The organism is Aequorivita sp. CRS11, from assembly GCF_059693805.1.
In genome coordinates, this window is sequence record NZ_JCATIG010000001.1 from 285,239 (window position 1) to 301,583 (window position 16,345).

11 protein-coding genes are annotated in these 16,345 nt (G+C 40.3%); 5 read left to right on the forward strand and 6 right to left on the reverse strand.

Annotation, left to right across the window (positions count from 1 at the left end; genetic code table 11):
• Positions 1–62: 62 nt before the first annotated feature.
• From AC58DT_RS01400 to AC58DT_RS01410, 3 genes are read right to left on the reverse strand one after another with little or no spacing between them, the layout of a single operon-like run.
• The gene (locus AC58DT_RS01400; protein WP_497214981.1) at positions 63–380 is read right to left on the reverse strand and encodes a hypothetical protein; all 318 of its coding nucleotides are present in this window, start codon (positions 378–380) and stop codon (positions 63–65) included.
• Positions 361–1,140: a hypothetical protein gene (locus AC58DT_RS01405; protein WP_497214982.1), complete on the reverse strand. Its 780-nt coding sequence runs from the start codon at positions 1,138–1,140 to the stop codon at positions 361–363. The genes AC58DT_RS01400 and AC58DT_RS01405 overlap by 20 nt, the downstream gene beginning before the upstream one ends.
• A gap of 51 nt (positions 1,141–1,191) precedes the next feature.
• Positions 1,192–1,647 carry a hypothetical protein gene (locus AC58DT_RS01410; protein ID WP_497214984.1) on the reverse strand — a complete coding sequence of 152 codons (456 nt, stop codon included), beginning with the start codon at positions 1,645–1,647 and terminating at the stop codon, positions 1,192–1,194.
• Between the two features lie 289 nt (positions 1,648–1,936).
• On the opposite strand from AC58DT_RS01410, the gene AC58DT_RS01415 reads away from it, so the two are divergent.
• From AC58DT_RS01415 to AC58DT_RS01435, 5 genes are all read left to right on the forward strand, one after another.
• Entirely contained in the window at positions 1,937–2,236 is a 300-nt protein-coding gene (locus AC58DT_RS01415; protein ID WP_497214985.1) for a hypothetical protein, read from the forward strand.
• Positions 2,237–2,295: 59 nt separating this feature from the next.
• Complete coding sequence (locus tag AC58DT_RS01420; RefSeq protein WP_497214986.1) at positions 2,296–2,778, forward strand: helix-turn-helix transcriptional regulator; 483 nt, start codon at positions 2,296–2,298, stop codon at positions 2,776–2,778.
• Between the two features lie 63 nt (positions 2,779–2,841).
• Entirely contained in the window at positions 2,842–3,450 is a 609-nt protein-coding gene (locus AC58DT_RS01425; RefSeq protein ID WP_497214987.1) for a nucleotidyl transferase AbiEii/AbiGii toxin family protein, read from the forward strand.
• A 483-nt stretch (positions 3,451–3,933) separates the two neighbouring features.
• Entirely contained in the window at positions 3,934–7,458 is a 3,525-nt protein-coding gene (locus AC58DT_RS01430; protein WP_497214988.1) for an FG-GAP-like repeat-containing protein, read from the forward strand.
• Between the two features lie 421 nt (positions 7,459–7,879).
• Entirely contained in the window at positions 7,880–9,151 is a 1,272-nt protein-coding gene (locus tag AC58DT_RS01435; protein ID WP_497214989.1) for a hypothetical protein, read from the forward strand.
• Positions 9,152–9,558: 407 nt separating this feature from the next.
• On the opposite strand, the gene AC58DT_RS01440 is transcribed toward AC58DT_RS01435, so the two are convergent.
• The 3 genes from AC58DT_RS01440 to AC58DT_RS01450 all read right to left on the reverse strand — a co-directional run bounded on the left by AC58DT_RS01440 (position 9,559) and on the right by AC58DT_RS01450 (position 16,217).
• Positions 9,559–10,314, reverse strand: coding sequence for a hypothetical protein (locus AC58DT_RS01440; protein ID WP_497214990.1), 756 nt, complete (start codon positions 10,312–10,314; stop codon positions 9,559–9,561).
• A 400-nt stretch (positions 10,315–10,714) separates the two neighbouring features.
• The gene (locus tag AC58DT_RS01445) at positions 10,715–11,872 is read right to left on the reverse strand and encodes an efflux RND transporter periplasmic adaptor subunit (RefSeq protein ID WP_497214992.1); all 1,158 of its coding nucleotides are present in this window, start codon (positions 11,870–11,872) and stop codon (positions 10,715–10,717) included.
• A gap of 10 nt (positions 11,873–11,882) precedes the next feature.
• Entirely contained in the window at positions 11,883–16,217 is a 4,335-nt protein-coding gene (locus tag AC58DT_RS01450; protein WP_497214993.1) for a CusA/CzcA family heavy metal efflux RND transporter, read from the reverse strand.
• Positions 16,218–16,345 lie beyond the last annotated feature (128 nt).

The following is a 16,345-nucleotide window of genomic DNA, read 5'->3' on the forward strand; positions in this document are numbered from 1 at the left end:
AAAAAGCATGCGTGGCAAAAAAAGCATTCGTGGCCAGAACCCCACCCTAAATTTCTAAAATTCTAACCCTCCAAAACCACCTCCAATTCCTCCCCCAAGGCTTTCAATATCTCATCCATAAGTACTCCCTTTTCTTCAGTCACTCTGTTTAATCCGTGATGGAATCTGCTGTTGTAATCCACCTCCTTAAAAAAAGCACCCCCACTCAGCTTTTCAAATAAATAGGCTATTTTCCCAAGCTTGGGTTGCGCATATAGGCATAACATCCACAGATTATAAGCAGAAAGATAATGCGGTTGATAGGATAGTTTTGCAAACACATAGGTCCTAAATAATCTAAGGATAGCATTTGAAAATAATTCATATACCCCTTTCTCCATTCTCCTTTTCTGCCCCTTCCCTTAATACAAAATAATTACAAATCGTGCCATTAGTGGCTTTATACATATAATCCAGATCGCCGTAATTGGCTTTATACGGATGTTCCCAATGCATAGTAAAGTTTTGTTCTTGGTATGTATAAACCCGGTTTTCAGGTATCATTATATTTTTAAAAAAGTCTTGATGAATAAAGTTGCGCTCTTGAATCCATATTCGGCTATGCCCTATAAGGATTACATTATAGGCATCATTATACCTAGCCATTACAGCTTGTTGCATACTATTTAAGATTTCCGTACCAAGCCCCTTCCCTATTAAAAGCAAATAATAATAGGTTTTTGATGCTGTTTGGGTTTTGTGGAAGCAGAAAATTTCTTCCGTCTGTTTTATTTTGTTTATTTGGGAAATAACCTGAAGTAACTGTTGGTCAACAGTATTTATTATGGGTGTTGTATCTCCGGTTTCATCTGTTGATTTATTGGCTTTTATACGCTTTTTTAGCTCCCCAAAACGATCGGAGACCATCGCGTACAATTGTCCTTCCACCTCATTGATTGCTGTATAGAGTTCCCAGTTAATATAAATTTCATCTGCTTCCTTAGCCGCTTCCTTGGCTTTTTCCAGTTGCGCAATAAGATAATAGGTCTCACCATTTTGCTTAACAAACAGTGCTTCAATAGACGGTAGGTATTGGACTAGGTATTTTATTCTTTGGGTTGGCGTATTAAAGAAACGGTGCCCTATGTATAAGTTTTCCAAATAGGTAAGGTGATGCTCAAAAATGGAAATGTAGGTTAAAAATACACTTGTTCAGGCCTCAAGGTCATAAAACTTATTCGCTAACGTCATCAGTATATCATGCTGATGAAAGTATTCATGGTCATATTTTTTAAAGCGCTTTTTAAAGCTTTTCCAAGTTGTTGACAGTTGTTTTGTAAAGTCTGGGTTTTGATAAAGCAACCCACTCTTGGTACAATAACTAGGAATAAATGGATTACCATTTTTATAGGCAAACCGCATTTGGCGGGAACCTAGTACATGAAACAGTACCTGCCGATCCTTTAAGGCCAAACGCAGCCATTTTCTGCTTTCAATAACATCCATATTCACACCATCAATTGCAGTAATTATAAGGTGGGGTGGCGTTGTGGCAGTGGCGGGATAAAAGAAAATGTTCTCTATAGGAAGTTCCTTTATTAACTGCTGTAGTTTTAAACCAATTGCTTCTGGCAATGATTCAAATGATAGCTTATTGATTGTTTCCATACCATACTTTTTAAGGCTTACAATAACAAAGCTCTTTTATAGTATGGGCATATTCAAGTTTGAAAAAGGGTATTTTAGAAGTACGAAGCTCAATCAACAAGGGATGTGGAGTTTAAGCACTGATGTCACGGCGACCTCAATCCTAATTTTAATTGCGCTTTGCATATTAAAATTGAATCGGTCACCAATTAAAATTTGGTTTTCCAATAATCAAACCAGATAATTTGTCCAACTAAAAGGGATATTTTAGAAGGCACTACACACCAATTTATCAAAATAAATATTAAATTTGATACCTGTCAGTTCGCACAACAGACAACCCACAACCGAAAACAGACAACAGACAACCCACAACCGAAAACAGACAACCCACAACAGACAACCCACAACAGACAACAGTCAACAGACAACCGAAAACCCACAACCGACAACCGAAAACCCACAACCGAAAACCCACAACCGAAAACCGAAAACCGAAAACCGACAACAGACAACAGACAACCCACAACCGAAAACCGAAAACCGACAACCGACAACCGACAACCGACAACCGAAAACCTCAACCCCAACACTAGAACTTAGGCTATAAATTTTGTGTGTCAGGAATATTGACCATAAAATGTAAACAAATTTGTTTATATTTGTAGTGTGGATACGCTACTAAAATACAAAGGCATACACCCAGGTATTGTTTTGGAACGTGAATTTAAAAAACGTTCCCTAAAACAACGCCCCTTTGCAATTGCTATAAATGAGCATCCACAAACCTTGAATGCCATTACGAAAGGCAAGAGAAGTCTAAACACAGCTTTGGCGCTTAAAATTGAGGAAAAAATGGGATTGGAAGAAGGTATCTTGGCAATCCTTCAGACCTATTACGACATCCGTATAGAAAAAGAAAAACAACAAACTGAAACCCCTAATCTTGCTTTATTGCGCAATTCACTTTTTTGGGATACAGCTATTGAACATATCGATTGGAAAAAACAATATAAAGCAGTTATTAAAAGAATATTTGAACGTGGTAATGAAACTGAGAAAAGCGAGATTATTCGTTTCTATGGTAAACAGAAAGTAGATGATGTATTGAATTCAATAAGCAGAAAACCCTATACACTTTCCGCCAAGTAAATTTTGAAAAATGCTACACACAACACCGTAAACAATTTACTTCGCGAAAGCTTATTACAGTTAATGAGCGCTGAAGTATTTTGTAGCTTTAGACTAGTGGGTGGTACTTCCCTTAGTCTACAAATAGGCCATCGGGAGTCTGTCGATATTGATCTTTTTAGTGATGTTCCCTATGGCACAATAGATTTTGAAGGGATAACAACATATCTACAAGGGCATTTTCCTTATGTTGACCACTTAGATATAGCTCCTGCAATCGGTAAATCTTATTTTATAGGTAAAAATGAGAATAATGCTGTAAAGCTTGATGTTTATCATACTGATACTTTTATAGAACCCCTGTTATTAATCGATAAAATTCGTCTGGCGTCAGTAGCAGAAATCATCGCAATGAAAATAGATGTGGTCCAGCGTGGAGGAAGAAAAAAGGATTTTTGGGATTTGCATGCGCTGTTTGAAAACTTCACTATTGAACAAATGCTAGCATTACACAAGCAGCGGTATCCATATACTCACGATGAAAAACTAATACTCCACAATTTCACTGATTTTTCACAGGCAGATGATGATTTTGATCCCATTTGTCTGTTAGGTAAATACTGGGAGTTTATTAAGGATGATATAGTTACTAATATTGAAGCTTTTAGAAATACTAAAAATGGAGTTGACTAAACTGGAAAATAAATCTATAGCTACAAATAAAGCAAAACACAATATATCCCCCGATGTCCAAGTAAATTTTAATAAGCGCAGCGAAACTATATTCATCAAAGTGTCCGAGTGAATTTCAAAAAGCACAGCGAAACTATTTTCACCACGGTGTCCGAGTGAATTTCAAAAAAGCGAAGCGGCTTTGAAATTTGCCTATGCTGAGCCTGCCTGTCCTGAGCTTGCCTGTCCTGAGCCTGCCTGTCCTGAGCCTGCCTGTCCTGAGCCTGCCTGTCCTGAGCCTGCCTGTCCTGAGCCTGCCTGCCCTGAGCCTGTCGAAGGGTCGAACGGTCGAAGGGTCGAAGGGTCGAACGGTCGAAGGGTCGAGGGATCGAAGGGTCGAAGGGTCGAAGGGTCGAAGGGTCGCAGTATATCGAGCACACCAACGCAAAAACATCATTTCCATTAACAAAATTTTAATATATTGCGTTTCAAAAAAATCATTGAATGAAAAAGTCTTTACTCTTCAATAGCTTACTGATAGGTATTTTTATTAAAACAACTGCCCAAGTGGGCTTTCTACCACATACTATTATTGACCAAGGAAGTACCAATGGTGCTAATTCTGCTTTTGCAGCCGACTTAGATGGGGATGGTCATTTGGATATGGTTTCGACTTCTCAACATGACAATAAAATTGCTTGGTACAAAAATGATGGGGCTGGCAATTTAGGTACGCAGCAAATAATATCCTTTGATGTTCAAGCCCCGAAGTTTGCCAGTGCTGTTGATCTTGACAACGATGGCAATATAGACCTTTTGGTTTCCTCTGCCGAAAACAGTAAAGTGGTGTGGTTTCGCAATGATGGTGCTGCCCACTTTGGAACTCCAAGGTTAATCACCGATAATGTTGAGGGAATTTCAAATTCCCTTGCAGCAGACATTGACGGCGATGGCGATTTAGATGTAGTTGCCACCTCTTCCAATGAGAACAAGATTGCTTGGTTTGAGAATACAAATGGACAGGGCGTTTTCGGGCCTGAAAATATAATTACCACAAATGTTGACAGAGCTATAAATATAGCTTTATCCGACTTGGATGGAGATGGCGATTTGGATATTGTAGCTGCAACACTTTATGACAACAAAACGGTGTGGTTTGAAAATTTGGATGGGCAAGGGACTTTTGGCCCGGAACTCATGATTGATGACGATCTTTTCAACACCTATTCATTATACGGTTTTGATATTGATGCCGATGGCGACAATGACATCATTACGAGTACCGGACAAGCAGATGGGTTCATGTTTTATGAGAATATGAATGGGCAAGGAAATTTTTCAGCACCCCAATCAATTAATGCCGATGATGTACGCGGTTTTCTCCTGGAAGATTTTGACTATGATGGTGATTTGGATATTGTAGCGACTATCGGAAATGAAATTGGTTGGTATGAAAATCTAAACGGTCAGGGAAACTTTGCTTCCAAACAACCTCTTATTGCCACAAAAAATCTTGCATATGTAGCAGATATCAACGAAGATGGTGCTTTTGATATTCTTACAATTACCAATGGCGACAAAATTTCTTGGTATCCAAGTACCGGTCAGGGTATCTATGGCCCTGAAGTTGTTATGAGTGTTATTGATGGTGTACAAGGTTCCTATAGCATTGAGGCAGCCGATTTTGATGGGGATGGAAATATTGATGTTGTCTCGGCAAATTCAGAAGTAGGAACGATTACTTGGTTTAAAAATTTAGATGGGCAGGGCAATTTTAGCTCCCCTAGAATGGTTGCAGAAACCCTATCCTATGTACAATCAGTTTATGCAGCCGATCTTGATGGCGATGGTGATATCGATGTTTTGTCATCTTCAAATGATGATGATACAGCCACTTGGTTTAAAAATATAGATGGGCAGGGTAACTTTGTGGAACAACAGCCTTTTTCTCTCGACCTTGATGGCTCCATGGTAGTGCATGCCGATGATCTCGATGGCGATGGCGATATGGATGTGGTAGTTTTCGACTTTAATTTGGGAATAGTATGGTTTGAAAATCTAAATGGATTGGGAACTTTTGGTCCAGCGCAAACAGTTGAAGAAAATATCGGTTACACAGAATCCATCCACACCGTTGATTTGGACGGTGATGGTGATAAGGATATTATTGTTGCCGCTTATGGCAGTCAATTATTGGCATGGTACGAAAATATGGATGGTCAAGGAAATTTTGGCCCACAGAATATAATTGAAAATGAACCTTTAAATGCGATAGACATTTATTATTCTGATTTGGATGGGGATGGGGATATGGATATTCTGAGCACTTCAATTTTGTATAGTAGCGTTATATGGTATGAAAATCTAGATGGCAATGGATCGTTTGGATCACGCAATATAATATCATCCAATTGTTTATCACCCTGGCTAATCAGAACTATGGACGCTGACCAAGATGGTGATATGGATGTGTTTGTGGGCGATTATAGCGCTGATACTATTTCTTGGTATGAAAATACCAATGGTTTGGCCACCTTTGGCCCGCAACAAATTATTGATTTAAAAATGAATGGTGCCCAAGGAATGGCTATCGCAGATGTAAATAACGATGGCACTCAGGATCTCTTCGCAAGTACCTATTTGGGAGATAATTTGAAGTGGTATGAAAACTTTGGTCGTTTGGGCAATACTATAAACGGTACCGTAACCCTCGATTTAGACAGCAACGGCTGTACAAGCAATGATGAACCCATGAGGCAGGTTATGGTAATTACCGATAATGGCACCCATAGCTTTGCAACATTTACACAACCTAACGGAGAGTATCTGCTTTATACCAATGAAGGCACTTTCACCACTACCCTAGCATCTGAACTGCCTACTTATTACAGTCCGAATCCCGCTTCGCATACTTCTTTTTTTACGGGTCAAAACAATAACGATTTAGCAGATTTTTGTGTTGAACCTACAGCTGTAATCAACGATCTAAATATTACATTTTACCCTTTGGGTGATGCACGCCCGGGCTTTGAGGCCGAATATCAAATGGTGTTCAACAATGTGGGAACTACTGTTCTTGATGGCGCTATAACCGTTAATTTTGATGATGTGCGCCTTGACTTTTTAAGCGCAAGCGAACCCCTTAGCTCACAAACTAACAGTACGATAACTTTTGATTACAGTAACTTCAAGCCTTTTGAGACAAGAAGCATTGATATTAATTTTCAAGTTGCAACCCCTCCCACCACACAGATTGATGATGTATTGGTTTATAATGCAATTATAGAACCTGTGAGCGGGGATTTAACGGAAGCTGATAATACCTTCACATTAAATCAAACAGTTATAGGCTCCCACGATCCCAATGATATTCAAGTTTTAGAAGGCGAAAGCATTTTTATAGAGGAAGCCGATGAGTACTTGCACTACATCATCCGCTTTCAAAATACGGGTACGGCGTCGGCAATTAATGTAAGTGTGAGCAATGAACTTGATTCAAATTTGGATTGGAATACCTTGCAGATTGAAAATATTAGCCACAGCAATAGAATTGAAATTACTGATGGAAACCAAGTAGAGTTTATCTTTAACAATATAAATTTGCCAGATTCCACAAGCAATGAGCCCGACTCGCACGGATATATTCAATATAAGATAAAACCAAAAAGCACTATTGCAGTGGGCGACTTTATGCTTAACAGTGCCGCTATTTATTTCGACTTTAACCCTCCCGTAATTACTAATACTGTTATCACCACTGTAATTGATAATTTGGGTGTTGAGGAAAATGCTACAAATTCCATTGCACTTTACCCTGTACCTAGCAGTGACATCTTAAATATAAAGAGCGCGCTACCCATAGTTGATGCGAAGGTGTTTAATAATCTGGGACAATTAATTTATACTGTAGCAAATCCAAAGGGTATTGAACAACTAAATATTGAACAGCTTAGTATGGGAATGTATTTTGTGAAGCTTATTGATATAGAACAGAATATTTATAGTAGGAAATTTATAAAGCAGGAATAATTAAGATTTTCATCTTTCTTGACTTCCAGTAAATTACCAATTTCATTATATATAGAAATAAAATCATATCCGCGGGTGTCCGAGTGAATTTCAAAAAGCGTAGCGAAGTGAAATTAGCGCCGGAAAACATACCGAAGACAAGGCGGTTTTGATAAATGCCGATGCCAAGGCATTTAAGGATGCCATAAAAAAACACCGCAATTGGGACCGAATGGATATTGCTGCTAAAATTCCCGCATAATGTACAGCTATCAATTGGGGAGCTACCATACTCCCCTATTTATTATATTGACACATTAAATGTGTCTAGCAACCTATAGACGTGCTTTGGAAAAAGTGTCAATTCCATTATTTTATGCTAGTATTGAATTAGTTGTTTATAATTATAATCTTTCCTTACTTTTAAAAAAAATATCCAGATTTGAAAAAAATAATACTGATTTTACTCGGCCTTATTTTATTTTTTATTGCCATAATTTACTTCTCCTTATGGAGTCATCCCGATACCGGCCACACTGATGTTTTAGTGGGGAAACAAAATGTGGAAACCTTAAATTTTGAAAATCTGGATAGCGTTAGCGTGGTTGCGGCGACCATCTATGAGGGAGCGTTGCTAAAAGAAATTATGCAAGGTGAGCAATACAGGGCAGAATGGGCAGTACCGGTAAAGGTACCTGTGCTTCTATTGGACCGGACCTATGGAGGACTAACCATACTAAAAAAAGGAGGTGGAAAACAAACTAAATCGTTACGACTTAAAAGTGTTAAAGGTCTGGTTTACACCTTACGAAGTGTTGCCAAAGATCCTGAACCCCTCATACCTGAATTCGCCAAAACATTGGGAATTGAGAATTTAATAATTGACGGCATTACCGCCCAGCACCCTTATGGGGCTATGGTTGTGGCAAAACTAGCTGAGGCGGTCCACTTGCCTCATACGCACCCACGGTTGGTATTTGTTCCTAACCAAGAGGCTTTGGGTAAATACAATGAAGGCTTTGGCAATAAACTGTACTGGCTGGAATATGAAACCGAAGGTGAAGAAAATTGGTCAGCGTTTGAAAATATTATAGCTATAATCGACACGGAGGAATTACAGGAGCAAAAATTCAAACACCGGGATAAATTACATATCGATACCCAGGCTCTGGTGAGAAATAGGCTTTTTGATATCGTAATAGGCGACTGGGATCGCCACGCCAAGCAATGGGGATGGTTCTTGCAAAAAAAGAATGACCGATATATCGCCATACCACTTGCCAGTGATCGGGACAATGCCTTTTTTACCATTGACGGCCTGTTACCCAGCATTATTGCATCCAAAAATGTACAGCCTCGATTGCGTCCATTTCAGGAGGAAGTAGATTATATGCCCGGGCTGGTATATCCTTTTGATATTTATTTTTTAAAGGGGGTGTCAAAAAAAACATTCCAGGCTCAGGCAGCATATATAAAAACCCATTTAACAGATACGGCTATAGACCACGCATTAGCCACTTGGCCAAAGGAAATTCATCAATTGCATGGCAAGGAAATAAGGGATATTTTAATTGCTCGGCGTAACAATTTGAATCGTTATGCTTTGGAGTTCTATAAGGTGCTACAAAGCAAAAATTTTCTAACCCAGCCTTTAAAGGGATCTGATGATGCTGATGTGCCCATGGAACTGCACAAATGTTTTGAATGTTTATAGCGGGTGGTGTTTACACCGCTAGAGATTGCTTCGCTACGCTCCCAATGACAATTTTTGTAAATCATCGGAAATGTCACTGCGAAGAAGCAACAAGAGGAGCGACTGCCTGTACTGAACTTGTCAAAGTGAAGCAAATCGAAGATTCAAAGGAGTTAATTTGCCAAGGTCTAGTTAAGATCATCCTCTCTTTGAAGGGGGCTAGGGGGATGTTAAAAGCAACCTCTAAAAATTGCCACGACCTATCGGCCTCGTAATCTCAGTCTTGCTCAACATTTAGCCTGCCTTGAGCTAGGGTACCCTGACCGCAGTCAAAGGAAAAACAGAAAATGAATTTATTGGAGGATAAAGCAAAATCGATTATTCAATAAATCCAAACGCACCACTCACAAATTCACCCACTCACCTATTCACCCTTCGCCCTTAACTCCCAAAACCTCCACCCCAACAGCATTAGCACTCTTAAACAAATAATAGGTACTTTCAACCTTCTGATAAAACTTCACTCCCAAAACCGCCACAGCCGTCCCTTCCACCTCAGGCAAATCCGTCTGCATCTCAAAGGAAGTCGCACTATACTCCTTGTCAATATATAGGGGCGCACTGTTCTTTAGTTGGTAGCCCAGCGTATCAAAATCAAATTGCAAAAGCCCCAATGTAAGCGCCATATGGGTTGACCCAGCAGGAAAACCAACATCCTTAATATCAAAATTTGTAACACTAAGCGTGCGGGTATCAAAATCATAGTTTAAGGAACAAGCCAATACCTCCGTAATACTACACGAAGGGGTAAAAGCAAAATCCCTTAGTAACTGCTTACCCTTAGGTGTCTCCAATCCACGCCCCACTCTCCTATTGCCTCGACTATTCATAGTGTCCAAATCCTTCAACTTGGTAAACAATTGAACCATCCGCCCATGAAGTTCTCCATCCTTGCGAACGCATAAATATGGGGCAAGCGCAATGCGAAAAACTTTCTTGGTCTTACTACACCGCCCAAACTCCGAGGCGTTTTCCATGGTTCGCACCATGCTTTCCTTGTGCTTTGAACCCTTTTGAAACCCACCTCCTGCCGCTCGCGCCAAATACCCTCCGCTTTTGGATCTGTAATAATTAATATCCCCAATGGTTCCCTTTAACTTTAATGTTCCCGTTTGTTTTGCCATTACTATAAGATTTAATTGAATACTAATATAGTAAAAATTCAAAATGAAATAAATATTAAAGTATATTTATAGCGTATATATAGTATGTTTATAGTATGTTTATAGTATGTTTATAGTATGTTTATAGTATATATATAGCGTATTAACTAAATTTAATATATTATAACATATTAATATCATCATTATACTAAGTCAATCTGCCCAACTTTAGCTCATTCAGGATGGCAAGCCCCTTGTCCATTGCAAAGGAGGCACGACTGAAACAATCTGTTGGCTAGCCTGCCTCGAGCGGAGTCGAGAGAGCCTGCCTCGAGCGGAGTCGAGAGAGCCTGCCTCGAGCGGAGTCGAGAGGTCATTGCAAAGAAGGCACGACTGAAGCAATCTCAATAACGCCCGGCTCTTAATGATCGTGCCCCCCTCCTTCTTCCTTTAAAAGCACAAATGCACCTTTGGTTAAAAATTTAGTTTCAGGTTTAAATTCTTCCGATTTCCCAATCGCTGTGAAGCCATTGTAAGTTGATCCAATTTTCACTTCTACGGGAAGGATTTCAAATTCCTCGGCACTTTCGTTTTTAATCAATAAAACATAGTTTTTACCTTCCATTTCCACAACGGCGTTTTCCGGAAGCGCCCATTGGTTTGAAGTGCCCGTAACAATCTGTGCCTCCACAAACATGCCGGCGGTAAAGTTTTGCTCGTCCTTTTCATCAATATGCCCGTGTACCATTGCAATTCGCGTGTTGGGATCAATGGAAGTCCCAACCAAATGCACCTCGCCTTTGAATACTTCTTTTGAGGCCTCGGGAACGGTAAAGAGAATTTCCTGTTCTTTTTTCAATTGCAACAGATCCTTTTCAAAAACCTTTAATTCCAAATGGATATGGTCCGTATTCATAATTTCCATAATCTTATCGGCCGGAGAAACGTAGGTGCCCGTGTTTACAAAAACCTGGGTCACGTTGCCATCAATGGGGCTGTAAATATTTACTGCTGAAACAATATTGCCAGCCTTAACAGATGCGGGGTTTATGTTCAGCATTTCAAGGTTTTTCTTTAAGCTGTTGTAACGTGCCAGATTGGATCTGTATTCGCTTTCGGCCTTCAGATAACTTTTCTGTGAAGTGATCTTTTCATCAAACATAATTTTCTGGCGCTCGTATTCCGACTTTAAATAGGAAAGCTGTTCGGCAGTCTCCAGATAATTCTGCTGCATCGTTATAAACTCAGGGTTCTCCAGCGTTACCAAACGTTGTCCTTTGGAAACTTTATTGCCAACCAATAAAGGCGTATTTTTAATATAACCGCCCGCAAAAGCACTTATCACGGCCCGGCTCTGTGGCGGTACGTCAATCATTCCGCTGGTTTGTACGGTTTCTGCAAAGGGTTTTTCGGTGAGTTGGCCTATCTCCATCTTCGCGTTTTCAAACTGGGCTTTAGTGAGATTTACAATGTCATCCCTCCCCTCTGGGGAGGTTAGGAGGGGACTTTCTTTTTCGGAATTGTTGCAGGCGGTTAAGACCAAAGCCAAAAGCAACAAAAGTGATTTTATATATTTCATAATGTATGATTTAAAGCGTTAAATAATTTAGGGCGATGACCGCCTGATTGTAGTTGTTGAGGTTTTCGAGATATTGCAGTTCAATTTCATAGGCGTTTTCAAGGCTTTGGATGTATTGAAAGAAATCTATCTCCCCATTTTTGAAACCGATGTTTGCGGTTTTCAGAATTTCCTCGGAAAGCGATTTTCCCTCAGTTTCATAATATTGAAGGGCTTCCTCATATTTTGAAACCTCGTTGAGCAACTGCGCCTTTCGCGAATTCAAATGAATTTTATAATCCTCCGCCTGCTGCTGGCTCACATCTGCCGCAATTTTCGAAGCCTTTATTCTCGAAGCATTCCCGCTGAAAAGCAAAGGGATTTTTAAACCAATTTGATAAGCATAGAGATTCTGGCTCAAGCCCGAATTGCTTCCCAAGGAATAGGAAAGACTGATATCCGGAAGTAAATGCTGTTTTTCAAGACTGCGCTTTGCATTAAAAAAATCTGTTCTATTTTCATAATAGTCTATTGCTGGGTGCTCATCCATACTGGAAAGTGAAAGTTTCAGTTTTTCCAAAGTTTGGGTTGAAACCTGCAAGCTATCCTTGGATTGAACAACTGTTTTCAAACGCTCTAGGGTAATCTGCACATCTTCCCTACTCTGCCTAAAATCGGTTTCCAACTGTCGCTGTTTGGCACGGGCAGTTATCTTTTCCAAATAATTGGTTTCCCCAAGCTCAAAACGGCGCTGGGCTGCGTGGGCGAAGTTTTGGTAAAGACTATCCAAACTTTGATAAACACGTTCCCTGTTTTTCTCAAATTGAAACTGATAATAAGCCGCGGTTACCACCCCTTCCGTTTTGCGCTTTTGAAGTTCGTATTGGCTACTTTGCATTTCAAACTGCCTTTTATTGACATTCCTTTCGGCGAAATATACCGTCGGGAAAAGAAAACCCTGCTGCACACCAAAAACTTCGAGTGGCTCATTGTTTGGCCCTAAATCATTTTCATTAAATTCATAAAAGACCGTGGTTTTATCAAAATTGAAAGCACTCCCAATTAAAGCATTTGCTTCCTCTTTTTGAAGCGAAAAAGCTTTTAATCCAGCATTGTTTTCCAAAGCCATTTGCTGTAAGTCTTCCAATGTTTTGGGATTTTGCTGTGCCACCCCAGAAAAGCCAAGCAAGAATATTACAATTACCATCGGTAAAGTTTTCTGCTTAGATTTTCGGAGTTTTATTTTCTTTTTATCTGAATCAAAAATTGAATACAAAACCGGCAAAACAACCAAAGTTAGAATAGTAGCTGTTACTAAGCCACCAATAACAACCGTTGCCAGTGGTCGTTGCACTTCCGCGCCCGCATTGGTAGAAATTGCCATTGGTAAAAAGCCAAGTGCTGCAGCCGAAGCGGTCAACAAAACCGCTCGCAAACGGTCTTTTGCACCCAATACGATAAGTTCTTTTTTATCTTTCATACCTTCTTTTTTGAGTTCCTTAAAATGTTCTATCAACACTATCCCGTTGAGTACCGCAATCCCGAAAAGCGCAATAAACCCTACGCCTGCCGAGATACTAAAAGGCATATCGCGCACCCAAAGCAACAACACGCCCCCCACCGCCGCCAAAGGAATTGCAGAATAGATCATCAGGGCCTCCTTTACGGAATTAAAGGCAAAATACAGAAGGAAGAAAATTAGCAATAATGCCACTGGAACTGCAAACAGCAGTCTGGTTTTCGCACTTTGCAGATTCTCAAACTGCCCGCCATAATCAATGGTGTAGCCCACGGGAAGTTGTATGTTTTCATCAATCAGTTTTTGAACATCGTCCACCACGCTTTGCAGATCGCGACTTCTAACGTTTATACCAACCACAATGCGCCGTTTGGTATCATCCCGTGATATTTTCGCAGCACCTTTTGTGTATTTTATTTCCGCTAGTTCACGCAATGGCACTTTTTCTCCGGAAGGGGTATCAACATATAGGTTTTGCAGGTTGGAAAGATCGCGGCGGTTGTTTTCGTCCAACCGTACCACAAGGTCAAAACGTTTTTCACCCTCAAAAATGCTCCCCAAGGATTTACCCGCAAACCCCATAGATATCATTTCATTTAAATCTTCAATGTTAAGGCCGTAGCGTGCAATTTTTGCTCGGTCGAAGCTTACATTCATTTCTGGCAGACCTACTACTTTTTCTACCGTAATATCATCTGCGCCTTCCACGTTTTCAACAAGGTTTTTTATTTCATTAGCCTTTTTGTTGAGCACTTCGAGATCCTCTCCAAAAATCTTGATGGCAATATCTGCGCGAACTCCCGTAATTAGTTCGTTAAAGCGCATCTCAATGGGTTGGGTAAATTCTACTTCCATTCCTGGAATAATTGCCAAGGCCTCCTTAAACTTCTCTGCCAATTCATTTTTGCTCTTTGCCGAAACCCATTCCTTTTTGGGTTTTAAAGTGATTATAACATCGCTCTCCTCCATAGACATCGGGTCTGTGGGTACTTCAGCAGCGCCAATACGGCTTACTACCTGATCTACTTCGGGGAAGTTTTTTATCAATATTTCTTCAATCTGTGTTGTAATGGCAATTGTATTTTTGAGGGAAGTACCCGTTTTAAGTACCGGTTGGATCACAAAATCGCCCTCGTCCAAGGTTGGGACAAACTCGCCCCCCATAGTTGAAAAAAGATATATCGTGGAAGCCAGAATTAATATTGCCACGCCCAACACCAACTTTTTAGCACCTAAGGCCCAACGAATTGTCGGTTCGTAAAAACGGTTCAGGAAAGCCATTATTCGAACTGAAATATTTTTTTCTGAAGTTATAGTAGGTTTTAAAAATAGGGAAGCCGCTACGGGAACGTAGGTAAAACAAAGCACCATCGCCCCAATTAATGCAAAGCTGAATGTAAGCGCCATGGGTTTAAACATTTTGCCTTCTACCCCACTGAGTGAAAGGATTGGAATGAAAACAATCAAGATAATAAGCTGCCCAAAGATGGCGGAATTCATCATTTTGGATGCGCTTTTTACGGTGAGTTCATCCTTAGCCAGTTGTTTTTCTTCGGAAGAAAAGGCGTTCAGGCTGGTGGCATTTTTACTTATCTGAAATGCTACAAATTCAACAATAATCACTGCACCGTCAATGATAATCCCAAAGTCGATAGCGCCAAGACTCATCAGGTTTGCATCTACACCGAAAAGGTACATCAGCGAAAGCGTGAAAAGCAGAGACAGCGGGATTACGGAAGCAACCACCAGCCCCGAACGTAGGTTTCCCAATAAAAGCACCACGACAAAAATTACAATTAGTACCCCAAAAATGAGGTTTTCCGCAATGGTAAAAGTGGTTTTGCCTATGAGCACGCTGCGATCCAAAACTGGATTGATATACACCCCTTCGGGCAGCGATTCGGAAATATTTGCTACGCGTTCTTTTACAGCTTCAATAACTTGGTTTGAGTTGCCGTCCTTTAACATCATTACTTGACCGAGGATTTTTTCGCCTTCGCCGTTTCCGGTAATTGCACCAAAACGGGGCGCGCTTCCGAATTGGACATTCGCAATATCCTTCACATAAATAGGGAAACCGTTTTCGTTTTTTACAACGATATTTCCAATATCTTCAAGAGAAGACGCCAAGCCTTCGCCGCGAATAAAATAAGCCTGGTTTTCCCTTTCAATATAGCCGCCGCCCGAAATACTGTTGTTCTTTTCCAAAGCCGTAAACACCTCTTGGGCAGTAATATTCATAGCGTTCAGCTTATTGGTGTTTATGGCGACTTCATATTGTTTTAAATATCCACCCCAAGTGTTCACCTCCACTACGCCTGGAATGCCCGAGAGTTGTCGTTTCACGATCCAATCCTGGATGGTGCGGAGTTCCGTTACTGAGTATTTATCCTCAAATCCAGGCTTTACGTCCAGAATGTATTGATAGATTTCGCCCAGACCTGTAGTTATTGGACCCATTTGTGGGGTGCCGAAACCTTCGGGAATGTTTTCGGCGGCTGACTGGATTTTTTCGGCTATAAGTTGGCGTGGCAAATAAGTGCCCAGGTTTTCCTCAAAGACAATAGTAACCACGGAGAGCCCGAATTTTGAAGTGGAACGAATTTCCTTTACACCTGGCAAATTTGCCATTTCCAACTCCACGGGATAGGTAATGAATTGTTCCATATCCTGAGTGGATAGATTGCGGGAAGTGGTAATTACCTGTACTTGGTTATTGGTAACATCTGGCACTGCACCAATGGAAAGCTGTGTGAGCGAATACACCCCAAAGCCTATCAGCAACAGCGTAAACAAGCCGATGATGAGTTTGTTTTTTATACTGAATTGAATGATTTTTGTTAGCATAACAAATTATAAGTTTATCTTTTTTCAACTTAAAATCGTTGAAAATCGAAATAATAAAAATTGATTGTGACCGCTGTGAACCGGTAAATTGTGACCCTAGAAGAAAAATGGAAATAATTATTCCCGAG

Coding starts and splice junctions, on each gene's coding strand:
- AC58DT_RS01400 (WP_497214981.1), bottom strand. CDS start 380: ATGGAGAAAGGGGTATATGAATTATTTTCAAATGCTATCCTTAGATTA.
- AC58DT_RS01410 (WP_497214984.1), bottom strand. CDS start 1,647: ATGGAAACAATCAATAAGCTATCATTTGAATCATTGCCAGAAGCAATT.
- AC58DT_RS01425 (WP_497214987.1), top strand. CDS start 2,842: ATGAGCGCTGAAGTATTTTGTAGCTTTAGACTAGTGGGTGGTACTTCC.
- AC58DT_RS01430 (WP_497214988.1), top strand. CDS start 3,934: ATGAAAAAGTCTTTACTCTTCAATAGCTTACTGATAGGTATTTTTATT.
- AC58DT_RS01440 (WP_497214990.1), bottom strand. CDS start 10,314: ATGGCAAAACAAACGGGAACATTAAAGTTAAAGGGAACCATTGGGGAT.
- AC58DT_RS01445 (WP_497214992.1), bottom strand. CDS start 11,872: ATGAAATATATAAAATCACTTTTGTTGCTTTTGGCTTTGGTCTTAACC.
- AC58DT_RS01450 (WP_497214993.1), bottom strand. CDS start 16,217: ATGCTAACAAAAATCATTCAATTCAGTATAAAAAACAAACTCATCATC.